Genomic DNA, 19,766 nt, shown 5'->3' with positions numbered 1-19,766 from the left:
GCTAATCCTCTCCCGTCAAGTTGAAGCCCAGCCTGACTCTCGGACTTGGTGGCAATGACCAATCTGGGTATGACAGTCAGTGGTAGTGCCGTGGAAAGCTCACACAATGGAACTCATGCCGACGACTGCATCCCCCTCACGGGCCTGGGGCAAACTGGACCGAAGAGGACCGCCCGGAGTCACTCCAGCGAGCTTGTCCTTGACAGGACATTGCCTGGATGTCGCCGCGGTGGTGCAGTGCATGCTGCATTTGCCAACTTGGCGGAGGCGATTGGAGCGATTAGCCGGCCAACAGCTCTGTGAAATAGATGTTGAGCGGTGCGTGGTGCTGGCCTTCCTCCACGACGTGGGCAAGGCCGGTGTTGGCTTCCAGGCCAAAGCTTGGGATGAGTCGGATCAAGCGGCCTGGCGGCATGCGCATTGGTGCGGCAGGGACCAACAGGGGCACACCAGGATCGTGGCGCCGTTGCTCGGCATCGCCCCCGAATACGAAGTGCTTCGTGATGCTTTGGGCGTCGACGACATCCGGCGGTGGGGTGGGCCACATGATGCGGACCAGCATTCAGTTGTTGAACTGTGGTTGGCGGCAATCTCTCACCATGGCGAGCCCATTGCATTTGATGAGGACATGCGGACGCTGGCATCGGCGCCGCATCCAACCTGGACTTCCAAAGTCGGTTCGTACAGCCCCTTGCAGGCGCTGCAAGAGCTGAGGCAAACCGCTGAGACCCTTTGGCCTCGCGCGTTTGATCCGGATGCTCCGCCCTTGCGTCCATCACAGCCTCTCATCCATGCCTTTGCAGGCTTGGTGTCTCTCGCTGACTGGATTGGCTCCGACACCCGGCACTTCCCTTTCGACCTTGGCCCGCAGGATGTCGATCGGTGGCCAGATTCCGTGAAGGCCGCCTGCAGCGCTCTGCGAGCCATGCGCATCGATATCGAAGACATTCGGACTGATCTGCACCAACGTTCGCCGACCTTCAAGGATGTCTTCGGTTTTGAGCCGACTGCCGTGCAGGAGGCCACGGCGGAAGCCCCTGTAACCAGCCCCGTCGTGCTGGAGGCAGAGACCGGCAGCGGTAAGACAGAAGCTGCGCTGTGGCGTTTCAAAACCTTGTTCGAAGCCGGTGAGGTGGATGCGCTGTGCTTCCTGCTGCCCACACGGGTGGCAGCCACGAGCATCTCGAAGCGTCTGGACGACTTCGTGCGCAAACTGTTTCCCGACGAGGGTCGACGACCCAACACCGTGTTGGCCGTACCGGGCTACCTGCGCGCCAATGCAGTGGAGGGTGAATGGCTGGCACCCTTCACGGTCCAATGGCCTGACAGGGACGTTGGCGATCCACTGTTTTGGGCGGCCGAGAACAGCAAGCGCTATTTCGCCGCCGCCGTCGCGGCGGCCACCATCGATCAGTTTCTGCTGTCAACGCTGCAGACCAAACACGCCCATCTGCGCGGCAGCGTGCTGCTGCGTTCGTTGGTGGTGGTGGATGAGGTGCATGCCTCGGACCCCTATATGCGGGCCTTGCTGGTCAAGGCATTGCGTCGCCACCAAGCGGCTGGAGGGCATGCCTTGTTGCTGTCGGCCACGCTGACCACCGATCTGCGCGATGAACTGCTGCGTACAGCACCGACTCCCAAGATGAACGCCAAGGGACTTGGCGCACGGCGCCAGACGCCCAACCCCACTACGCCGGCACACGACTACCCGCTGATCAGCGCTCCGGGTGTCAGCCGTACCTTTGGCCCGATCCTTCAACACAAGCCCATCCAGCACAGCATGCAGCCCTGGATGCGTGATCCGCAGGCCGTGGCACGTTGCGCGGTGGAGGCGTTGCAGGCAGGGGCTCGCGTGCTGGTGCTGCGCAACACGGTGCGCCAGGCGGTGGCCACCCAGCAGGCCATCGAAGAACTCTTGGGGGTAGATAACCCCGCGCTGTTTCGTTGCAACGCAGTGGTGGGTCTGCACCATGGCCGCTATGCCCTGCCAGACCGGAGGGCATTGGATGCCCGAGTGAGTGAGCTGTTCGGGAAGGACGCAGCAAAGGCACGCCAGGCGGTGCTGCTGTGCGCCACACAGACGGTGGAAATCTCGGTGGATTGCGATGCCGACTTTCTGATTACCGACTTGGCGCCCATGGACGTCCTTCTGCAGCGCCTGGGGCGACTGCACCGACATGCCGACCGGCGAGGCTTCCGGCCCCTGGGCTATGAAGCACCACGCGTTGTGGTGCTGACGCCACCTGATCAAGACCTGAGCGGCCTGTTGTCCGGCGGCGCGGGCGGCCTGGGCATCGGCAAACGCAGCGCCTACCCCGATCTGCTCACCCTGCAAGCCACCTTGAATGCACTGAACGACCACCAGCGCTTCCCGGTGCTGGACATTCCCTCCGACAACCGCGACTTGGTGGAGCGATGCTGTGGCCGCCCATCTTTGCTGCAGTTGGCGGCCGACCTGGGAGGTGCCTGGCCTGCGCACCTCCAGGACTTGCAAGGGCAGGCCAGTGCGCAGGGCTCTGCTGCACTGTACCAGTGCATTGATTGGGCGCAGCCATGGCGCGAAGCCGTCGCCAGCGAACTCACCACCGAGGCCAAAACCCGTTTGGGCCTGGACAGCATCGAAGTGGAGTTGCCCTCCGGCACGCGCTCACCTTTCGGCCACGTTCTTGAGCGGCTCAACATCCCCGCTTGGATGCTGCCTACATTGCCAGATCGGGAAGACATGGGACCACCCGTTGTGGAAGAGATGGTCCAAGACACCCAAGGCCTGCGCTTCAGCGTGCGCGGACAGGACTTCGCATACACACGCTGGGGCCTGGCGCCGATGGAGCGGCCTTCGCATCTGCACTCCCTGTGAGCATGGCGTGGTGCGTGATGTGCGAACGCGGGATCTCCCTTCGACAGGCAGCGGTGCTGAACCATGTCAGTCATTCCGTTTGAGGAGATTCGCTCAGCGCTGGCTTGACGCCCCCGAGCACCACTCTCATATTTGATCCAGCCGGTATGTGAAACGCTTAACTATTAGCTCCGCACAGTAGATGGAGATGGCCCCAGCTAGGCGTTACCGGTCAATACCAAGCCCCGCGCAAGCGGGGACAAGGGAGGAGGATGGCCATGCTTGAACACTCGCTACTCAGCGCGCCGCTGTTCCGCGTCACCCTGGATTCCAGCCCAGCGGCGATACGTTTGTCTTTGCCGCAGGTGCTGGCACGACTCTCTGCAGCGGATGCGCTGACCTTCCCCGCACTGCGCCCCCACCAGCAGGCACCATGGCATGCGTTTCTGGTGCAGCTGGCCTACCTGACCCTGGAGCTACAGGACGACCCAAGGCCCCCGACCACGCCTGAAGCCTGGGTGGATCTGCTGCGCAATCTGACGCCCGATCACCCTGATGATGGCCCTTGGCACCTGGTCAACACAGACTGGCAGAAGCCGGCATTTCTTCAGCCACCGTGCAGTCCAGGGCGAGAGGTGGACTTCAAGCGCAGTGCCGATGCAGCGCAGGACATCGACCTATTGGTCACGGCCCGCCACCATGACGAGAAGACCGGCAAGCTGCCATTGGACGAGCGCGAACTGGACACGCTGGTCTACGCCCTGATTGCATTGCAAGGCTGGTCATCGTTCCTGGGCGCCGGGAATTACGGGTCCATGAGAATGAACGGCGGCTTCAGCTCCCGTCCACAGTTCCGGCTGGCCTACCTGCGCGGCAGCGGAGCCGAGTTTTTGCGCGATCTGGCAGCACTGCTTGACGATCGCGAGGGGCTGTCCGAGCAATTTCGAGAAGCCCACCGCGACGGCGCAGCTGCAGAACATCGTCTACTCTGGTTGCCCCTTTGGGACGAAGGCTCGCTGCCTCTTGGCTCGGTCCACCCTTATGCGTTGGAAGTCTGCCGCCGTGTGCGCCTCGTGCGCCACCAAGGCCTGCTCCTGCTGCGTCGGGCCAGCAGCAATGCCATGCGCGTAGCGGCCAAGGAGCAACGCGGCGTGGTGCTTGATCCTTGGGTACCTGTGTTGACCGGCGACGAGCCCAAGGCCCTGACTGCACAAGCCCACAGCCTGAGTTACCGCAAGCTTCAAGAGCTGGTATTCGATCGCAGCAAGGTGGAATTGCCTGTGCTGGCCAAGCCATCCGACCGCGAATACAACGCTAGCCAGCCGGGGGTTTTCATCGCCCAAGTGTTGGTCAGCGGCGATGGTGGCACCGACGGCTGGCTATCGCGTGAGTTGCCCATGCCGGCCCCCGTGCTTTCGCAGTGGCATTCGGCGCCAGCCGTGCTGGCACAGCGCTCCCAGTTGTTTGTGAGCTTGGCTGGCCTTGCTGCGGGCAAGGTGCTGCGCAGCGCCTTGTTGCAGTTCATGGACGGCGGTGACAAGGTGGACTGGAAGAACCGCGACTTCACCCGCGCGGTCGAGCCCTGGCTAAGTCGCTTCGAGGCCGCGGTCGACGAGGTGTTCTTCGAACAACTGTTCGCCACCATCGAGGCTCGTCAAGGCGACATTGACGCTCAACGTCAATGGGTGAGCTGGCTTGCCAAGGCCTGCTGGGAACATCTGACATTGGCCAGCGAGGCCTTGCCCACCCGACAGGGTTCGCGCCATTTCGCGCTTGCCCGAGCGCAACGCCTGATGGAGCTGAGCCTGCGCAAGCAGTTCGGCACCTTCCTGGCGCCAACCGGAACCACGCCGTTCGATGGCATTCCCCCCGTGACCAATCAGAACGAGGAGCCCGCCCATGGCTGACCTGACCACCCACGACGAATCCGTTGCATCGAAGGATCCTGTGGCATCTCTGGCCGGCCAAGTGCGCCACGCCAGCCCCGGCACCCTGGCCCGGCTGCGGCGCCTGGACCCGTTGACCTACCCACGCGCCGCCCTGTTCGAGCGCGAGCGCATGCTCCAGTCCGCCGGCATCACGGCCCTAGGGGCCGATCGCGAACGCTGGGCCCTTGTCCTGCACTGTCTGGCACTGGTACAGGGCCGGCACGATCCGCGCACCGATGCCGAACCGGGCAAGGTGCTGCATGGCCTTCATTTCAGCGAAGCACGGCTGGAGCAACTGATCGAAGCGGACAAGCCACTGCTGTTCAGCCTCATGCCCCGCATCGCCCGACGCTTGGCTGCAGCAGGTGCGACAGTCAACTGGAGGCCGCTTGTCGATCTGTTGCTGGGCACGAGTTGCGACGACCCACAACGCGAAGCCAGGGCAGACGAAGCCCGTCAGCGCTTGGTACGGCACTTCATCGGGGCACAAGGCTTGGCCGAGGCGGACGCCCTGCGCGGCGTTGCGCAAGAAGCCTGACCTTTGGCCCTGCCATACGACTCGCCAACAGACTACATATTCCCAGGGGGAGGAGAGAACATGCCACATCCGCGTTTCATTCAAATCCACAGTCTTGCCAGTTATCCGGGCACCTTGCTCAACCGCGACGACGCTGGATTGGCCAAACGTCTGCCCTTTGGCGGCACGGTGCGCACCCGCGTCTCATCGCAAGCCCTGAAGCGTCGCTGGCGCTTCGCCGGCATGGCAGACCACGCATCCGCCGCCAAGGTGCCCCATGCCCTGCAGGGCCTGAACATTCCCATGGGCGATCGCAGCAAAGACCTGGTCAAGCACGCACTGCTGCCAACAGCCCTGGAGGGACTGCCGGTGCTGCACGAGACAGTGCTGACCAAGTTGACCGAGATGCTCAACGTAGCCCTGTACGGAAAGAATGGCGCGGACCCCAAGGCTCGCCAGGCACTGTTCTTTGGCCACCCTGAAACCGCATACCTGCAAGGCGTGGCCCGTGACCTGGCCGAAATGCTGGCGGCTGATGCAGCACTGCTGGCCTCGGTCGACAAGGCGCCCGACAAGAAGGCCTTGAAGACAGTGGAAGACAACCTCAAGGAGCGGCTTGACCCGCTGAAGGACAACCTGCGCGCTCTATCTGCCAACACCAGCGGCTCGGCCGGCCTGGAATCAGCCCTGTTCGGGCGCATGGTGACATCCGATCCTCGCGCCAATGTGGACGCACCGGTGCATGTGGCCCATGCGTTCACCGTGCATGCACTGGAGCAGGAGTTGGACTACGTCACCGCCGTAGACGATCTTCGGCAGCAGAGCGAAGAAGGCGAGGCCGGCTCGGCAGGCATCTTCGACATCGAGTTGACCAGCGGCTTGTTCTACAGCTACGTAGCGATCGATGTGGCCCTGCTGGTGAGCAATCTGGGGAACGACGCGGTGCTGGCAGGTCAGGTGGTTGAACGCCTCGTGCAACTGATCGCCCGCACCTCGCCCGGTGCCAAGAAGGGGAGCACCGCGCCCTACGCGCATGCCGAGTTCATGTTGGTGGAAGTGGGCGACGACCAGCCCCGCACTCTGGCCAACGCCTTCCGAAATGCCGTTCAGCCCAAGGGCGATGTGTTCGGCCGATCGGTACTGGCTTTGCAGGACCACTTGGCCAATCTGGATCGTGCCTATGGCGTGCACACCCAGCGCCGGCAACTCAGCGTCACACCACCGGCATTGGATGGTGTGGAGAGTGTGGGCTTGGCGGCCCTGTGCGGCAGCCTGCGCCAGCAGATCGAGGCGGCCTGAACATGCCGGCCCACCTGCTGCTGCGCCTGGAGGCGCCGCTGATGTCCTTCGGGACCACGGCAGTGGACCATCGCCGACCGGTGCAAGCTTGGCCTGCGGTATCGATGCTGACTGGCCTGCTGGCCAATGCCCTGGGCTGGGAGCGCAGTGACAACGTGGCGCTGGACCGGTTGCAGGCTCGCATTCGCTGGGCCGCACGCATTGACCGACCTGGCACTTTGCTCAACGACTTCCAGACCGCGCAACTGGGCAAGGACGATCGCGGATGGACGACCCGCGGTGTGGTCGAGACCCGCGGCGGCGGCGATGCCGCCTATAACTCACCGCACCTTCGCTACCGCGACTACCGGGCCGATGCCTCGGTGCTGGTTGCACTGAGGCTTGAGCCAGAGACAGAGCCGCCCACTCTGGCCGACCTGGCGGCAGCGCTGGACACCCCCAAGCGCCCGCTGTTCCTGGGTCGCAAGGGCTGCTTGCCCGCCACCCGAATCAGTCGGGGCATCTTGGAGGCTGCTGACGCCGTCGAAGCACTGGACCAAGCCCCCGCCATCCCTGACGGCGAGGTGCCATCGGCCGCAGCGGTGTACTTCAACGTCGGCGCTGCCGAGGTCATGCCCCAACACCGTGTGCATCAGACCAGTGATGAGCGCCGCTTCAGCTTGGACGTGCACGCCGGACGCCAACAGGTGTTCGAGCGCGTACGAAAGGTAACGCCATGACCACGCGTGCCTGCCAATCGCCCGAAACCCAACCGCCACTGCTGTTGCTACGGCTGCTTCCCGACTTGGCCGCGCTGACGCGGTGGGCCACAGCAACTGGGCAGCGCGCACTGCGTGAGGACCCCGGCTACGCCTTGCACGCAGCCCTGCGCGCCACCCTCGGCGAACACGCGCCCAAACCCTTTGCCCTGTTGGAGCGTCCAGGCAGCCAGCAACTGATCGGGTACTGCCAGGCCGATGAGTCGACGCTGCGCGAGACGCTGGCCTCAGCCTCTCTCACCGATCCGCTGGCGGCCCAGGCATTGGGCGCGGATGACACCGCGCAGGTGGTCGTCAAGCCCATGCCCACGACTTGGACTCCAGGACAGCGGCTGAGCTTCGAGACCCGTGTCGCGCCCGTGGTGCGCAGCCGCTCCGCTCAGGGCGGCGGCTACCCTGAAATCGACGCGGCATTCAATTCGGCCTTTGCTGGCGATGCGCTTGGCAACCGTGAGTTGGCCCATGGTCGATGGTTGGCCCGTGAACTGGCACGTGAAGGCGCAGCGCAGCTTTTGAGCCACCACGCGGTGACTTTCTCACTGTCGTCTATTGCTCGCCGCACCTTCGCTGCCGATCCACAGCGGGAGCGACGGAGAACCCATGGCGGCTTGCTGCCAGATCTGACTGTGCGCGGCCAATTGGAGGTTCAGGACCCGCGGGCCTTCACAGCCTTGCTTGCCAGGGGTCTGGGCCGCCACCGCAGCTTCGGCTACGGCTGCCTGCTACTGGCCCCACCCGGCGCCTGGACCTGAAGGCAGGTTCACCATGCTGAAAGGCCGCCTCGGGCTGGAGCGCGTTCAGATCGCCCACGCCGATCGCCACGGGCTGATGTACCTGGACCGTGGTGTGTTGACCGTGGTGGATGGGTGTCTGCACTTCAACAGCGGTGGTGGCGCACTGCCGGCCGGCGACTACCAGTTGCCCCACCAGACTTTGTCGGCACTACTCATCGGACCCGGCACCAGTCTGAGCCACGACGTGCTGCGCATCCTGGCTCGGCATGGGACGTCTCTGGTCGCAGTCGGCACCGATGCCACGCGCCTGTATACAGCGCCTGCACTCGGCCCGGATCGCTCTGACCTTGCGCGAGCCCAGGCACGCGCGTGGGCTGACGACAAGCAACGCATCGCCATCGCCCGCAAGATGTACGCACGCCGCCTGGGCGAGGTACTTCCCCACACCGCCATCGAGGTATTGCGAGGCATCGAAGGCGCTCGGGTCAAGGAGAGCTACAAGCTGCTGGCCCAATCGTTCGGCTTGAGCTGGAAGCGCCGCGACTACAGTCGAAGCAATCCCGACGCCGCCGACTTGGCCAACCAGGCCATCAACCATGCCGCGACCGCCGTGCGCTCCGCTGCGGGCGTTGCCGTAGCCGCGCTATCGGCCCTGCCGCAGTTGGGTTTCATCCACGAAGACTCTGACCAGTCCTTTGTGCTGGATATCGCCGACCTGTACCGCGAATCCGTCACCCTGCGCCTGGCCTTTGCCGCCGCCAAGCGCATGGAACAAGGTGCTGACGACACCGTCGATCGCCTGGTGCGGCAAAGTGCCGCCCGCGAGTTCCGCCGCATCGGCTTGGTGCCCAAAATGATTGACGACATCAAGAGCCTGTTCGGCGTGAAAGACGATGGCACTGACCATGCTGATCACTCGTGACGTGGAAGATCGCTATCGCGGCTTCCTGTCGTCGGCCATGTTGGAGTTGGCCCCGGGTGTGTACGCCAGCCCGCATCTGAGCACGCGCGCCCGAGAACAGATCTGGTCGGTTGTGAGTGACTGGCATGCCCAACTGGGCAATGGCTCCATCACATTGGTGTACCCCGATCGCAAAGCTGACGGTGGATTGATCGTGCAGTCAGTGGGTACTCCCACGCGCGAGATTGTTCGATTGGACGGCACCTTGTTAACCAAGAGGGTTAACCCTTAACTCCCCCGGCTGGCTCCTTAAAAATCTGTTTTGGCACAATAGTTTGCCTTTTAGAGGCTGCCCCGCTCGCGCGGGGATGGACCCTGGCTGTTCACCGAGGGCAGCGTACCACTGACGGCTGCCCCGCTCGCGCGGGGATGGACCCAAGTCCAGCGTCACGCCTTTGCTGGCCACCGCGGCTGCCCCGCTCGCGCGGGGATGGACCCAACGAGCCGGCGGCAACTACAAAGGTGCGCCAGGCTGCCCCGCTCGCGCGGGGATGGACCCGAATCGCCGTCGCCGGCCTGGACGGCATTCAGGGCTGCCCCGCTCGCGCGGGGATGGACCCCCCACAAGGAAGCGAAATGGCTACCAAGACCGGGCTGCCCCGCTCGCGCGGGGATGGACCCCATCCGACTGAGGAGCGACCGCGGCTGCCTGCGGCTGCCCCGCTCGCGCGGGGATGGACCCCAGGCGCACACACGGTCTGCCAGCGTGCCGGGGGCTGCCCCGCTCGCGCGGGGATGGACCCTGATGCGCGACCTGGGGTGGGGAACACCGCAGGGCTGCCCCGCTCGCGCGGGGATGGACCCTTCCAGGACGCCCGCCGCCAGGCCGGTGGCAAGGCTGCCCCGCTCGCGCGGGGATGGACCCGCGCGCCACGCTGGAAATGCTCATGCAGTCGCGGCTGCCCCGCTCGCGCGGGGATGGACCGCCAAGGGTATAGCCAACACCGCGGTGGCCGACGGCTGCCCCGCTCGCGCGGGGATGGACCCAGGACTCGGCGCTGCAGCGCCGAGCATGGGAAGGCTGCCCCGCTCGCGCGGGGATGGACCCCAGAGCGCGTTGACGGTTTCAGAGGCGAACAGGGCTGCCCCGCTCGCGCGGGGATGGACCCGCCAGGGCCACCACGAAGCCGTAGCTCAGCAGGGCTGCCCCGCTCGCGCGGGGATGGACCCTCCTTGCCGTCCTCGACGCCCAGCGAGGCGCCGGCTGCCCCGCTCGCGCGGGGATGGACCCTCCGCTGATTGGCAAGTGGGGGGTCGGAGCTGGGCTGCCCCGCTCGCGCGGGGATGGACCCCAGGCACAGACCGACATCGACGTGACCATCCTGGCTGCCCCGCTCGCGCGGGGATGGACCCTGCACCGCGCCGGCCACCGTGAAGATGCCGCCGGCTGCCCCGCTCGCGCGGGGATGGACCCGGCAAATTGGACACTTCGGGTGCAATGGAGCCGGCTGCCCCGCTCGCGCGGGGATGGACCCAACACCCTTCGCTGGTGCACTCGCCAGATCAAGGCTGCCCCGCTCGCGCGGGGATGGACCCGTGCACATGCTGCGGGGCAACCCTAGCAAGAAGGCTGCCCCGCTCGCGCGGGGATGGACCGTGCACCGCGCCCTGATGGCCGACGCACACCTGGGCTGCCCCGCTCGCGCGGGGATGGACCCTCTGCGCTCTGGCCGATGGCCTTGTACCCCTGGGCTGCCCCGCTCGCGCGGGGATGGACCCTCGGTCATCCTCTTCAAGCCCGAGACCACCAGGGCTGCCCCGCTCGCGCGGGGATGGACCCGGCGTTTTTCAGCTCCTGGGCCAGCCGCTGGGGGCTGCCCCGCTCGCGCGGGGATGGACCCGTGGCCGCGCTGCTCACCAGCACCATCCACCTGGCTGCCCCGCTCGCGCGGGGATGGACCCTGCTGATTGGGCTTCACGTCGGGCCCGGTGTGGGCTGCCCCGCTCGCGCGGGGATGGACCCCTCCCAGCCGCTGCCATAGCGCTCCACCACGCGGCTGCCCCGCTCGCGCGGGGATGGACCCCGGCCGGCCATGTAGGCTGTCTGCACATTGGTGGCTGCCCCGCTCGCGCGGGGATGGACCCACCCGGTAGAGCGGCGTGAGGTCGGAGACACCGGCTGCCCCGCTCGCGCGGGGATGGACCGTAGGCGCCACCGGACTGCGATGGGATGCAGTCGGCTGCCCCGCTCGCGCGGGGATGGACCCTCGATGGCCATGTCCTTGTTGTAGCCGATGTAGGCTGCCCCGCTCGCGCGGGGATGGACCCATCGGGATGACCGCCTCCCGGTAGCCCGACGAGGCTGCCCCGCTCGCGCGGGGATGGACCCCGGATGATCTCGCCCGTGGAGAACCACATGGCGGCTGCCCCGCTCGCGCGGGGATGGACCGTACCGCCAGGCTCAGGAGGTCGCGAAGGTCTGGGCTGCCCCGCTCGCGCGGGGATGGACCCTGCATGATCCCCGCATAGTCCTTTGCCGCACCGGCTGCCCCGCTCGCGCGGGGATGGACCCCCGGCCGACGACAGCACGGCCTTCCTCGAGTAGGCTGCCCCGCTCGCGCGGGGATGGACCCCGCCCGCCGTGGTGCTGCGCCGCCTGCGCGACGGCTGCCCCGCTCGCGCGGGGATGGACCCTGAGGGTATGCCTCGAAGTCGGGCACGCCCTGGGCTGCCCCGCTCGCGCGGGGATGGACCCCAGGCCCGCATCTGGCGCATCGCCTGAGGACCGGCTGCCCCGCTCGCGCGGGGATGGACCCCGGCGCCTGCAGTGCAGCCGCAACAACCAGGGGGCTGCCCCGCTCGCGCGGGGATGGACCCGTGGTGCTGGCCGGGCCAAACACATCACCCAGGGCTGCCCCGCTCGCGCGGGGATGGACCCTCGGCCAGCTTGGCGTCGCGGATGCGCTGCTGGGCTGCCCCGCTCGCGCGGGGATGGACCCCTGGACGCCATCGCCTGGGCCTACTACGGCACGGCTGCCCCGCTCGCGCGGGGATGGACCCAGGGCGACGGTGGCTTGCTTGCTCATGATTTGGGCTGCCCCGCTCGCGCGGGGATGGACCCCGGCTGACGATGTAGGCCGCCGTGCGCGTCTTGGCTGCCCCGCTCGCGCGGGGATGGACCCTCGCGGTCACGGTTGAGCCGCATTGCTTTCAGGGCTGCCCCGCTCGCGCGGGGATGGACCCTGGCCCATGCGGGCGTTGTGCGCCGCTTCGAGGGCTGCCCCGCTCGCGCGGGGATGGACCCACCGTCGCCAATCTCTCCCTCGCCTTTGACTAGGCTGCCCCGCTCGCGCGGGGATGGACCCCCATTGGCGTGCAAATGCTTTCCGTCCAGTCCGGCTGCCCCGCTCGCGCGGGGATGGACCCTGGTGCCCATTGGCCGAGCACTGGACGCCGAAGGCTGCCCCGCTCGCGCGGGGATGGACCCTGCTCCAGCCGCTGCCGCCATTGCTCGTTGACGGCTGCCCCGCTCGCGCGGGGATGGACCCAGCACGCCGTCGCCGTTGTCTCCAGCCATCGCGGCTGCCCCGCTCGCGCGGGGATGGACCCTCGTTGATCAAGAGGCCCGGCAAGCTGGGCAGGGCTGCCCCGCTCGCGCGGGGATGGACCCCTGCATGTTCGGCTTCATGTGGTCTTCGATGAGGCTGCCCCGCTCGCGCGGGGATGGACCGTCGTCACATCAACAAATCTAGGGTCTACTGCCGGCTGCCCCGCTCGCGCGGGGATGGACCCTGAGCCCCGGACGCAACGGTGAGTGACATCCAGGCTGCCCCGCTCGCGCGGGGATGGACCTCCTGGACCATCGACCAGATCGAAACCTTCCAGGGCTGCCCCGCTCGCGCGGGGATGGACCCCAGCGGTTCGGGCCGTGGGTGCGGTAGCGTGCGGCTGCCCCGCTCGCGCGGGGATGGACCCTTCTCGCAGGTGTCCGGCTTGCCGGTGGCGCTGGCTGCCCCGCTCGCGCGGGGATGGACCCCTGCGGACTGACCTCGGGTCCTTTGCTGTCAAGGCTGCCCCGCTCGCGCGGGGATGGACCCGTCACCACCGAGCTGCTGCAGGCCGGCCATGCGGCTGCCCCGCTCGCGCGGGGATGGACCCTGACCGACGGCATCAATGACCTGGTGCACGCGGGCTGCCCCGCTCGCGCGGGGATGGACCGTAGTGGCTCTGCATCAGCATCTCCAACGTGGCGGCTGCCCCGCTCGCGCGGGGATGGACCCCAGTGCTCCGGCACCGTGGCACCACCCAACACGGCTGCCCCGCTCGCGCGGGGATGGACCCGACAAGAGGAAAGCGCTGGCGTAGAGCATCGTGGCTGCCCCGCTCGCGCGGGGATGGACCCCTGCTTGGTGTTGGGACGGCCTACACGGCCGGGGCTGCCCCGCTCGCGCGGGGATGGACCCTCGCTCAGCGCCGAGGTGACACCCAACCCCGTGGCTGCCCCGCTCGCGCGGGGATGGACCCCAGTGGCATCGGCAGGCCGTCCGTGCGGCTCAGGCTGCCCCGCTCGCGCGGGGATGGACCCCAGCCAAGGATCATCATGTCACCCATTACTGCGGCTGCCCCGCTCGCGCGGGGATGGACCCGATATGGAGATCATCGATGCAGACCCAAGCCCGGCTGCCCCGCTCGCGCGGGGATGGACCCCCCTACGGCACCGGCCTGGGCAGCCAGCTGTAGGCTGCCCCGCTCGCGCGGGGATGGACCCCTGCAGCACCTGCTGGAGGACATCCAGGACGTGGCTGCCCCGCTCGCGCGGGGATGGACCCCGCGAGGTTCGGGTGATCTGGCCCAGGCCCACGGCTGCCCCGCTCGCGCGGGGATGGACCCGCCGACGTCCGCGGTCTGGATGGCGCGAATCAGGCTGCCCCGCTCGCGCGGGGATGGACCCCAGAGCCGCTGGGAGGCGCCGGCTCAGGAAGCGGCTGCCCCGCTCGCGCGGGGATGGACCCGCCATCCTGAGGCAGCAGGCGCTGGACCGCATGGCTGCCCCGCTCGCGCGGGGATGGACCCAGCTCAGGGTCCGGCGGAAGGGCGATGTCCATGGCTGCCCCGCTCGCGCGGGGATGGACCCGGCACCGGCCTCTACGGCAGCGGCCAGGCCAGGGCTGCCCCGCTCGCGCGGGGATGGACCCCTGCTGACCGTCTGGCACGACGGCGTGGCACGGGCTGCCCCGCTCGCGCGGGGATGGACCCCACGTAGCGAAGGCATCGGCGCCAAGCGCCTCGGCTCCCCCGCTCGCGCGGGGATGGACCCGGCGGATCGGTATTCTTCCGCGACACGAACCCGGCTGCCCCGCTCGCGCGGGGATGGACCCAAGCTAGGCCACCAATCTCTCCATTTGCACCAGGCTGCCCCGCTCGCGCGGGGATGGACCTTGCGGATCTTGGTGATGACCTCGCGGCGCAGCGGCTGCCCCGCTCGCGCGGGGATGGACCCCGATGCCGACCTGGTGTTCGGCGCAGTGGCCGGGCTGCCCCGCTCGCGCGGGGATGGACCCTATTGCAGGCGCCGCCTCCACGTTCAATGCCGGGCTGCCCCGCTCGCGCGGGGATGGACCCGCGCTGTCCTACCTCGCGCCCAGCTCGCTCCTGGCTGCCCCGCTCTCGCGGGGATGGACCCGGCGAGTGTGAGTACGTGGCCGTTCCAGAACCGGCTGCCCCGCTCGCGCGGGGATGGACTCGTCCACCAAGTCACCTGACGGTGACGGCACCACATACAGTGAACAGTATGTCGACAACCTCAACCGCATATCTCTGACGCGGCCACTGAACCAGCGTAAGTGTCAGCTCCCGGGCAATTGATCACCCGGGAGCTGACAGCTAGCGGACTTCAGGAGAAAACGTCTAGGGGCCGCCCAAAGCCAGGGCAATTCACTATTTTCACGGCATCCACCCAATCAGTTCGCCATCCTCGAACTTGATCAGCCGACCATGTTTAGCGGTGATATCAAAGTAGGCAACGCGCGTCGTCGAGCTCGCGATGATGAGCCCGGCCCCGATCACCTCGCCGCCGCGTGTGAGTTCCGTGCAGACGCCGTGCTGGTCACCACGCTCGCAACCCATTTGGATATCGCTTTCCTTCTTCTCAGCCCATTTGGCGGCGGCGTGTTCACCGATGAAGGGAGCCACGGCGAGCCCGATGAAGGCGGCCAACACCACGTAGTACAGGAGGATCGCAATCACCCCGGAAATGCCGAAGGATGCGAAAAGGCCCTTGAGCGATCGGGGCAGGCGATCAGCGTTGCGCCTCAACCATTTGCCGACCTTGGTGTCGCTAGGTGGATTCTTCTCCATGGAGGAGGTAATCCAGATCTGGATGCCAAGCATGATAAAGATGGTCAACAGGATCATTGCACCCACCGGACCGTTCAGCAGAGAGTGAATGCTCTCGAGGACGGCAAGGTAGCCGTAATGCACACGGTTGCTGGTGTCCAACGGCAGCATGCCATCGTCGAATCCCCAGTGGCCGAGATAGCGTGCATAGGCCTCTTGACCAATGAAATTGAAGGCCGTGGCCGTCGCACCAAGAGCGGCGGCGCCCGCCTTGGCCAGCGCCGACCAAGAGATTGACCTCGTCGCCCGCGTCGACTGCCTGGCCAGAGTTTCTGTCGGTTTGGTGGGTGTCAGTGCTGCGTCTGCTTCGTTCATTTGTGTCTGATCCCTGAGTTGAAGGAGCGGCCGTGCTGGCCGATGGTGTTCTGATCGTTCTTGAGAAGCCCAGAAGCTTCACCTTCTGGTGCGCAACAACCCTATCGCGCGCACTTCTCGATTGGGCCCCATTGTGTCGACGAAGAGGCTCACCAAATGAGCCTTATAGACCAAATGGGACATAGATTTCTTGCTTGTCCAGCGGGATGGCGACTCTTAGTCTGAGCGCCGTCGGGTGTTGGTCCACGGCTTGGAACAGCCCCCTCCCGTTGCTCTCCGAAAGCCCCTCCCCATCGGGGCCTGAACCGCAACATGACCTCACCGTCGGAGACGCTCATGTCTGCACCACTTCCCAAGACCAAGACCGCTAGAGGTCCAGCCAAGCCCGGGCTGCCGCCGCGGATCACCGCGCAGTCCAAGGCCCCCAGTCTTCTGACCGCCGCCCTGAACCGCTACGACGTCGATGTTCCGGGGCTGGACGCCATGCGGCACCTGACCCTGATGCTGTTGCTCGCGCCCAAGGTTCCCCGCCACTACGAGAACGTCGCGAGGTGCCTTCGCCAGGCCTATGCCGGCAAGCTCCCCCAGGCCCAGCGCGCCAAGCGCCTGCTCGAGGCCGCCAGCGAGATGCTGACCGACCCGGAGCGCAAAGCCGGGCAGTACATCGCCCTGATGCTGTACGAAGATGTCTTGCGCTTCTCGGACACCCCCGTGGACCGGCTGCGCATCATCCAGCACGCCTTGTACCTCGCTGGTGCGGAAGGAGGTACTCAAGCCGACCCACTGCCGTCCCGCTTTCCCTCGCGCAAGTTCGCCCCGGACGGCACGAAGGTGCTGCTCGAGAGTGCGCTGGAACATGCCCGCCATGTGTGTGAGGAAGCCCTGGCCGAAATCGCCGGCGGCGACAGAGGCTTCGGGCGTTGGCTGACTGCAGACTTCGATGCCACCGTATTCGCGCTGCGGCTGGTCTACAGCCAGGAAGGCAGTGGATTGGCTGCCGCGCGCAAGGGCGCGCATGACCTGCCGCGGGACTTTGCCCAGATCGGGGAGCCCCTGTGGCGCACCCTGATCAAGGCCTGCGCCCGACGATTCCCAGATTTCAACCGCGCCGCCCCCAAATCTGGGCAGACTTGGCGGCACCAGCAACTTCGGCTGTTGGGACGGATGAAGGCGACACTGCAAAGCGGCCAGTTGCCGCCCTGGTCATCGCTGGACGCCGAAGCAGCCCAGTCGAGCGAAGGGACAGATCGCCTGGTGATCTGCCGGAACCCGATCTGGCCCGCCTCGGAGCGCGCGGACAAGGAAGAGGTGGAACGTCACAAGGTGCTGGAAACCGCTTTGCCGTTGGCTCAGCTGCCAGCGGCCCAGGTGTTGCGAGAGCGGCAGCAGGCTCTGATCCAGGAGTTCCCCTGGGCCGAGAGGGCCATCGGGCAGATGTTCTCGTCCCTGCTGGGGCGGGCCCGGCTCGGCGCCCTGAGTTTGCGGCTGCCTCCGACGCTGCTGGTGGGTGCCCCTGGGAGCGGCAAGTCGCGCCTGGCGCTGCGCTTTGCCGAGTTGATGGAGGTTCCGGTACTGAACCTGTCACTGGCCGGCGCCCATGACGCGAAGATCCTCAATGGCACCTCCCGCGGCTGGGGCGGTGGCCGTCCCTCCACCCTGGCCACCTTCCTGGCCACGCGCCGCTCGGCTTCGGCCCTGGTCATCCTGGACGAGCTGGACAAGGCCAGAGCGGGCAGCCGCAACGACTCGGATGCGCAGTCCTATCTGCTGGGACTGCTGGAGCCCCAGACTGCCCGGGCGCACCTGGACTGCTTCCTCAAGGTGGAATGCGACTACTCCGAGGTGTCCTGGCTGGCCACAGCCAACCGTCTCTCGGCCATCGAGGCCCCCTTGCTGAGCCGCCTCCAGGTCTACCTGGTAGAGCAACCGAGGCCGGAGCACTTCCCCGCCATCTGCGAGGGCGCACTGGGCGACCTCGCCAAGCAGTGGGGCGTCGAGCGCTGGGCCCTGCCGCAGGTGGAGGAGCTGGACATCCCCTGGGCCAGCCTCAACAGCGCCCGCGATGTGCGTTCCGTGACCGAGCAGGCGGTGATGCACTGGACCGAGCACCTGCAGAAGCACTGATCCCCAGGGACACCTCCACGGAGACTTCCATGAAGGCCACTGCCTTGAGATCCCGAGCCCACCAGACCTCACCATCGTACCGAAGCATCCTGAAGAAGGGGCATGTGGTGACGCTTCCCCCCGAGATCGAGACCTTCCGCCTGGGCCAGCGGGTGTACTTCCATGCCGATGCGCGTGGGATCGTCATCCAGGCCAAGCCTCAACGGGTGACCGCCGGGCGTCTGCTGTCTTCTCGGATTCGCCGGAGCATCCGGACTCTGGCGGCCTTCGGGCCCAGAGCCCGTGGGGCGCGTCGCCGGGTGCCGAACCGAGCGAGGGGCGTCTGGCGATGAGGAGCCACCTGGGTCAGAGGACAGGTCTCGGGATGGCACGCATCACACGAAGGGCTGTCGGGCCACTCTCCCCAGAACGGCTTGGGGCGGATCTTAGCCAAAGCACCCTGCTGTAGAACAACATCGCAGCAAGGCAGCGGACAGGCCTACGTTGCACTCGCAGCGGCCGCAGCACGCGGCGAACACCAGGACCCCCTCCTGGGCGGCGAGCAGCCGAAGTTCACGGCGTATGTTGAATGCCCAGAAGGGCCAACCCTTGTCCTCGGCAAGTTCACTGCCCCGACTGACAGCGAGGCGAGTCAACGCTGGCAAGACTTACTGCTTGCCGAGCATTTGGCGCTAGGGTTGCTCCGAGAGCATGGGCTGCCAGCGGCCCACTCGACCATCATCAACCACGGTGGCCAGCGCTTCTTGGAGGTGCGACGCTTTGATCGAGAGGGGGCCAGGGGCCGCAGATGCCTGGTCTCCATCGGGACACTCGACACCGAGTTCGTGGGGTCTGGAGGATCCTGGCCTCAGATGACACGAGCACTGGTGGCAGCTGGGATCGTCCAACAGGAAGTCATTCCAGCAGTCGACCTTCTGTGGGTCTTCGGGACGCTGATCGGCAACACAGACATGCACAGGGGCACCCGTTCCTTCCCGACCTAGGAGGGACGGACAGCCCTATTTGGTGGCTCCGGCGTATGCCATGGTGCCCACGGCACCTTACGTCCTGCAACGCGACGAAGGGAACGTCCTCGAACCCAGGATCAGTCAGCAGAATGTGCTTCAGGGTCTCGGGTAGCACCCGACACAGGATCATCTCCGCGGTTGGAAGCCCTCCTCACTGCCTTCCGAGCTAGTTGGTCATGGTGACAAAAGCAGCGGCCCCATCGTGCACAGTAGGGTGAAGCGTGCATGTGCTGCCTGCCGCCTTCGGACACCTCGACCTGAGGTCCCCTTTGTCGACTCGCCCACGGCAACCGGCCTCCGAGTGTTGAAAAAGTCAGCCAAGCCCCCACGTTCAAGGGAATCGGAAACACTCTGGACGTAGCGTAGGCATTGATGTGCAGGTATAAAGCTCTCGACACGCGGTGTAGCGGTTGACGCGAGGGGCATCTTGGATGAAGGTGCACCGGGTCCCTATGCGTGAGCGCGCCACCCGAAGGGAAACCATGCAGTTCCGTTGGGTTGATGACACCCGCCAAAGTAGGTTCTATAATCGTCCCCTTTTCCCAAAAAAGATGAGTGAGCAGGGGGCCAGAATGAGCGGAATCATCACAGCCAGCGGCTTGGAAGCTGATGTAGAGGACCTGATCGAACGTGTTTGGGACAACGTGATGAAGGTCGCTAAGGCCGTTGTCGACAAGCACGATGAGCTTGGCTTCGAGCTAATCTCGACCAAGATGAATCCGAGCTTGGAAGAGATCGCCTTCGCCCTGAGACTCATCAACCAACTTCTGGAAGGGCTGACCCCCAAGATTGATGACATGTCGCTTGCACGCCAAGTCATCAACGCAAAGCAGCAGATTTATCACGTTGAGATGGCCGCGCTTGCTATCAAGTCAGAAAGTCCAGAAGACTACCATCATGCGATCGAGAGCCTGCGTCGCCAAGCACAACACTGATTTCATCCCACCCACC

General features: G+C 66.0%; 12 protein-coding genes and 1 CRISPR repeat array. Of the genes, 11 read left to right on the top strand and 1 reads right to left on the bottom strand.

Annotated features, from left to right (window positions below; translation table 11 throughout):
• The first annotated feature begins 106 nt into the window (after positions 1-106).
• The 8 genes from cas3 (at position 107) to cas2e (ending at position 9,265) form a co-directional block, all read left to right on the top strand.
• Positions 107-2,857 (top strand): CRISPR-associated helicase Cas3', encoded by a 2,751-nt coding sequence (gene cas3 / locus LRM40_RS02510; protein ID WP_151123740.1) that lies wholly within the window; start codon positions 107-109, stop codon positions 2,855-2,857.
• Positions 2,858-3,114: 257 nt separating this feature from the next.
• A complete protein-coding gene (locus LRM40_RS02505; RefSeq protein ID WP_151123741.1) occupies positions 3,115-4,743 on the top strand; it encodes a hypothetical protein in 1,629 nt (542 codons plus the stop codon).
• Positions 4,736-5,302 carry a type I-E CRISPR-associated protein Cse2/CasB gene (casB, locus tag LRM40_RS02500; protein ID WP_151123742.1) on the top strand — a complete coding sequence of 189 codons (567 nt, stop codon included), beginning with the start codon at positions 4,736-4,738 and terminating at the stop codon, positions 5,300-5,302. Before LRM40_RS02505 ends, casB begins: the two co-directional genes overlap by 8 nt.
• A gap of 60 nt (positions 5,303-5,362) precedes the next feature.
• Positions 5,363-6,580: a type I-E CRISPR-associated protein Cas7/Cse4/CasC gene (gene cas7e, locus LRM40_RS02495; protein WP_151123743.1), complete on the top strand. Its 1,218-nt coding sequence runs from the start codon at positions 5,363-5,365 to the stop codon at positions 6,578-6,580.
• 2 nt (positions 6,581-6,582) lie between these two features.
• Positions 6,583-7,299, top strand: coding sequence for a type I-E CRISPR-associated protein Cas5/CasD (gene cas5e / locus LRM40_RS02490; RefSeq protein WP_151123744.1), 717 nt, complete (start codon positions 6,583-6,585; stop codon positions 7,297-7,299).
• Positions 7,296-8,090 carry a type I-E CRISPR-associated protein Cas6/Cse3/CasE gene (locus tag LRM40_RS02485; protein ID WP_151123745.1) on the top strand — a complete coding sequence of 265 codons (795 nt, stop codon included), beginning with the start codon at positions 7,296-7,298 and terminating at the stop codon, positions 8,088-8,090. Before cas5e ends, LRM40_RS02485 begins: the two co-directional genes overlap by 4 nt.
• A gap of 13 nt (positions 8,091-8,103) precedes the next feature.
• Positions 8,104-8,994: a type I-E CRISPR-associated endonuclease Cas1e gene (cas1e, locus tag LRM40_RS02480; protein WP_151123746.1), complete on the top strand. Its 891-nt coding sequence runs from the start codon at positions 8,104-8,106 to the stop codon at positions 8,992-8,994.
• Complete coding sequence (gene cas2e / locus LRM40_RS02475; RefSeq protein WP_211372970.1) at positions 8,978-9,265, top strand: type I-E CRISPR-associated endoribonuclease Cas2e; 288 nt, start codon at positions 8,978-8,980, stop codon at positions 9,263-9,265. Before cas1e ends, cas2e begins: the two co-directional genes overlap by 17 nt.
• Positions 9,266-9,320: 55 nt before the next feature.
• Positions 9,321-14,717: direct repeats of the CRISPR family, unit length 29 nt; unit sequence GGCTGCCCCGCTCGCGCGGGGATGGACCC.
• 199 nt (positions 14,718-14,916) lie between these two features.
• Here the strand turns inward: cas2e and LRM40_RS02470 are convergent.
• Positions 14,917-15,684 carry a hypothetical protein gene (locus LRM40_RS02470; protein ID WP_151123748.1) on the bottom strand — a complete coding sequence of 256 codons (768 nt, stop codon included), beginning with the start codon at positions 15,682-15,684 and terminating at the stop codon, positions 14,917-14,919.
• Between the two features lie 336 nt (positions 15,685-16,020).
• On the opposite strand from LRM40_RS02470, the gene LRM40_RS02465 reads away from it, so the two are divergent.
• The 3 genes from LRM40_RS02465 to LRM40_RS02455 all read left to right on the top strand — a co-directional run bounded on the left by LRM40_RS02465 (position 16,021) and on the right by LRM40_RS02455 (position 19,750).
• Positions 16,021-17,808, top strand: a complete 1,788-nt coding sequence (locus LRM40_RS02465; protein ID WP_170288839.1) for an AAA family ATPase — start codon at positions 16,021-16,023, stop codon at positions 17,806-17,808.
• 413 nt (positions 17,809-18,221) lie between these two features.
• On the top strand, positions 18,222-18,791 hold the full coding sequence (locus LRM40_RS02460; protein WP_231067683.1) for a HipA domain-containing protein: 570 nt from the start codon (positions 18,222-18,224) through the stop codon (positions 18,789-18,791).
• A 596-nt stretch (positions 18,792-19,387) separates the two neighbouring features.
• Positions 19,388-19,750: a hypothetical protein gene (locus LRM40_RS02455; protein WP_151123750.1), complete on the top strand. Its 363-nt coding sequence runs from the start codon at positions 19,388-19,390 to the stop codon at positions 19,748-19,750.
• Positions 19,751-19,766: the final 16 nt, after the last annotated feature.

It is taken from the genome of Ideonella dechloratans, assembly GCF_021049305.1.
GTDB classification, from domain to species: Bacteria; Pseudomonadota; Gammaproteobacteria; order Burkholderiales; family Burkholderiaceae_C; genus Ideonella; species Ideonella dechloratans.
The sequence above is the reverse complement of the archived record's forward strand: the minus strand, read 5'-3'. Positions and strand labels throughout refer to the sequence as shown.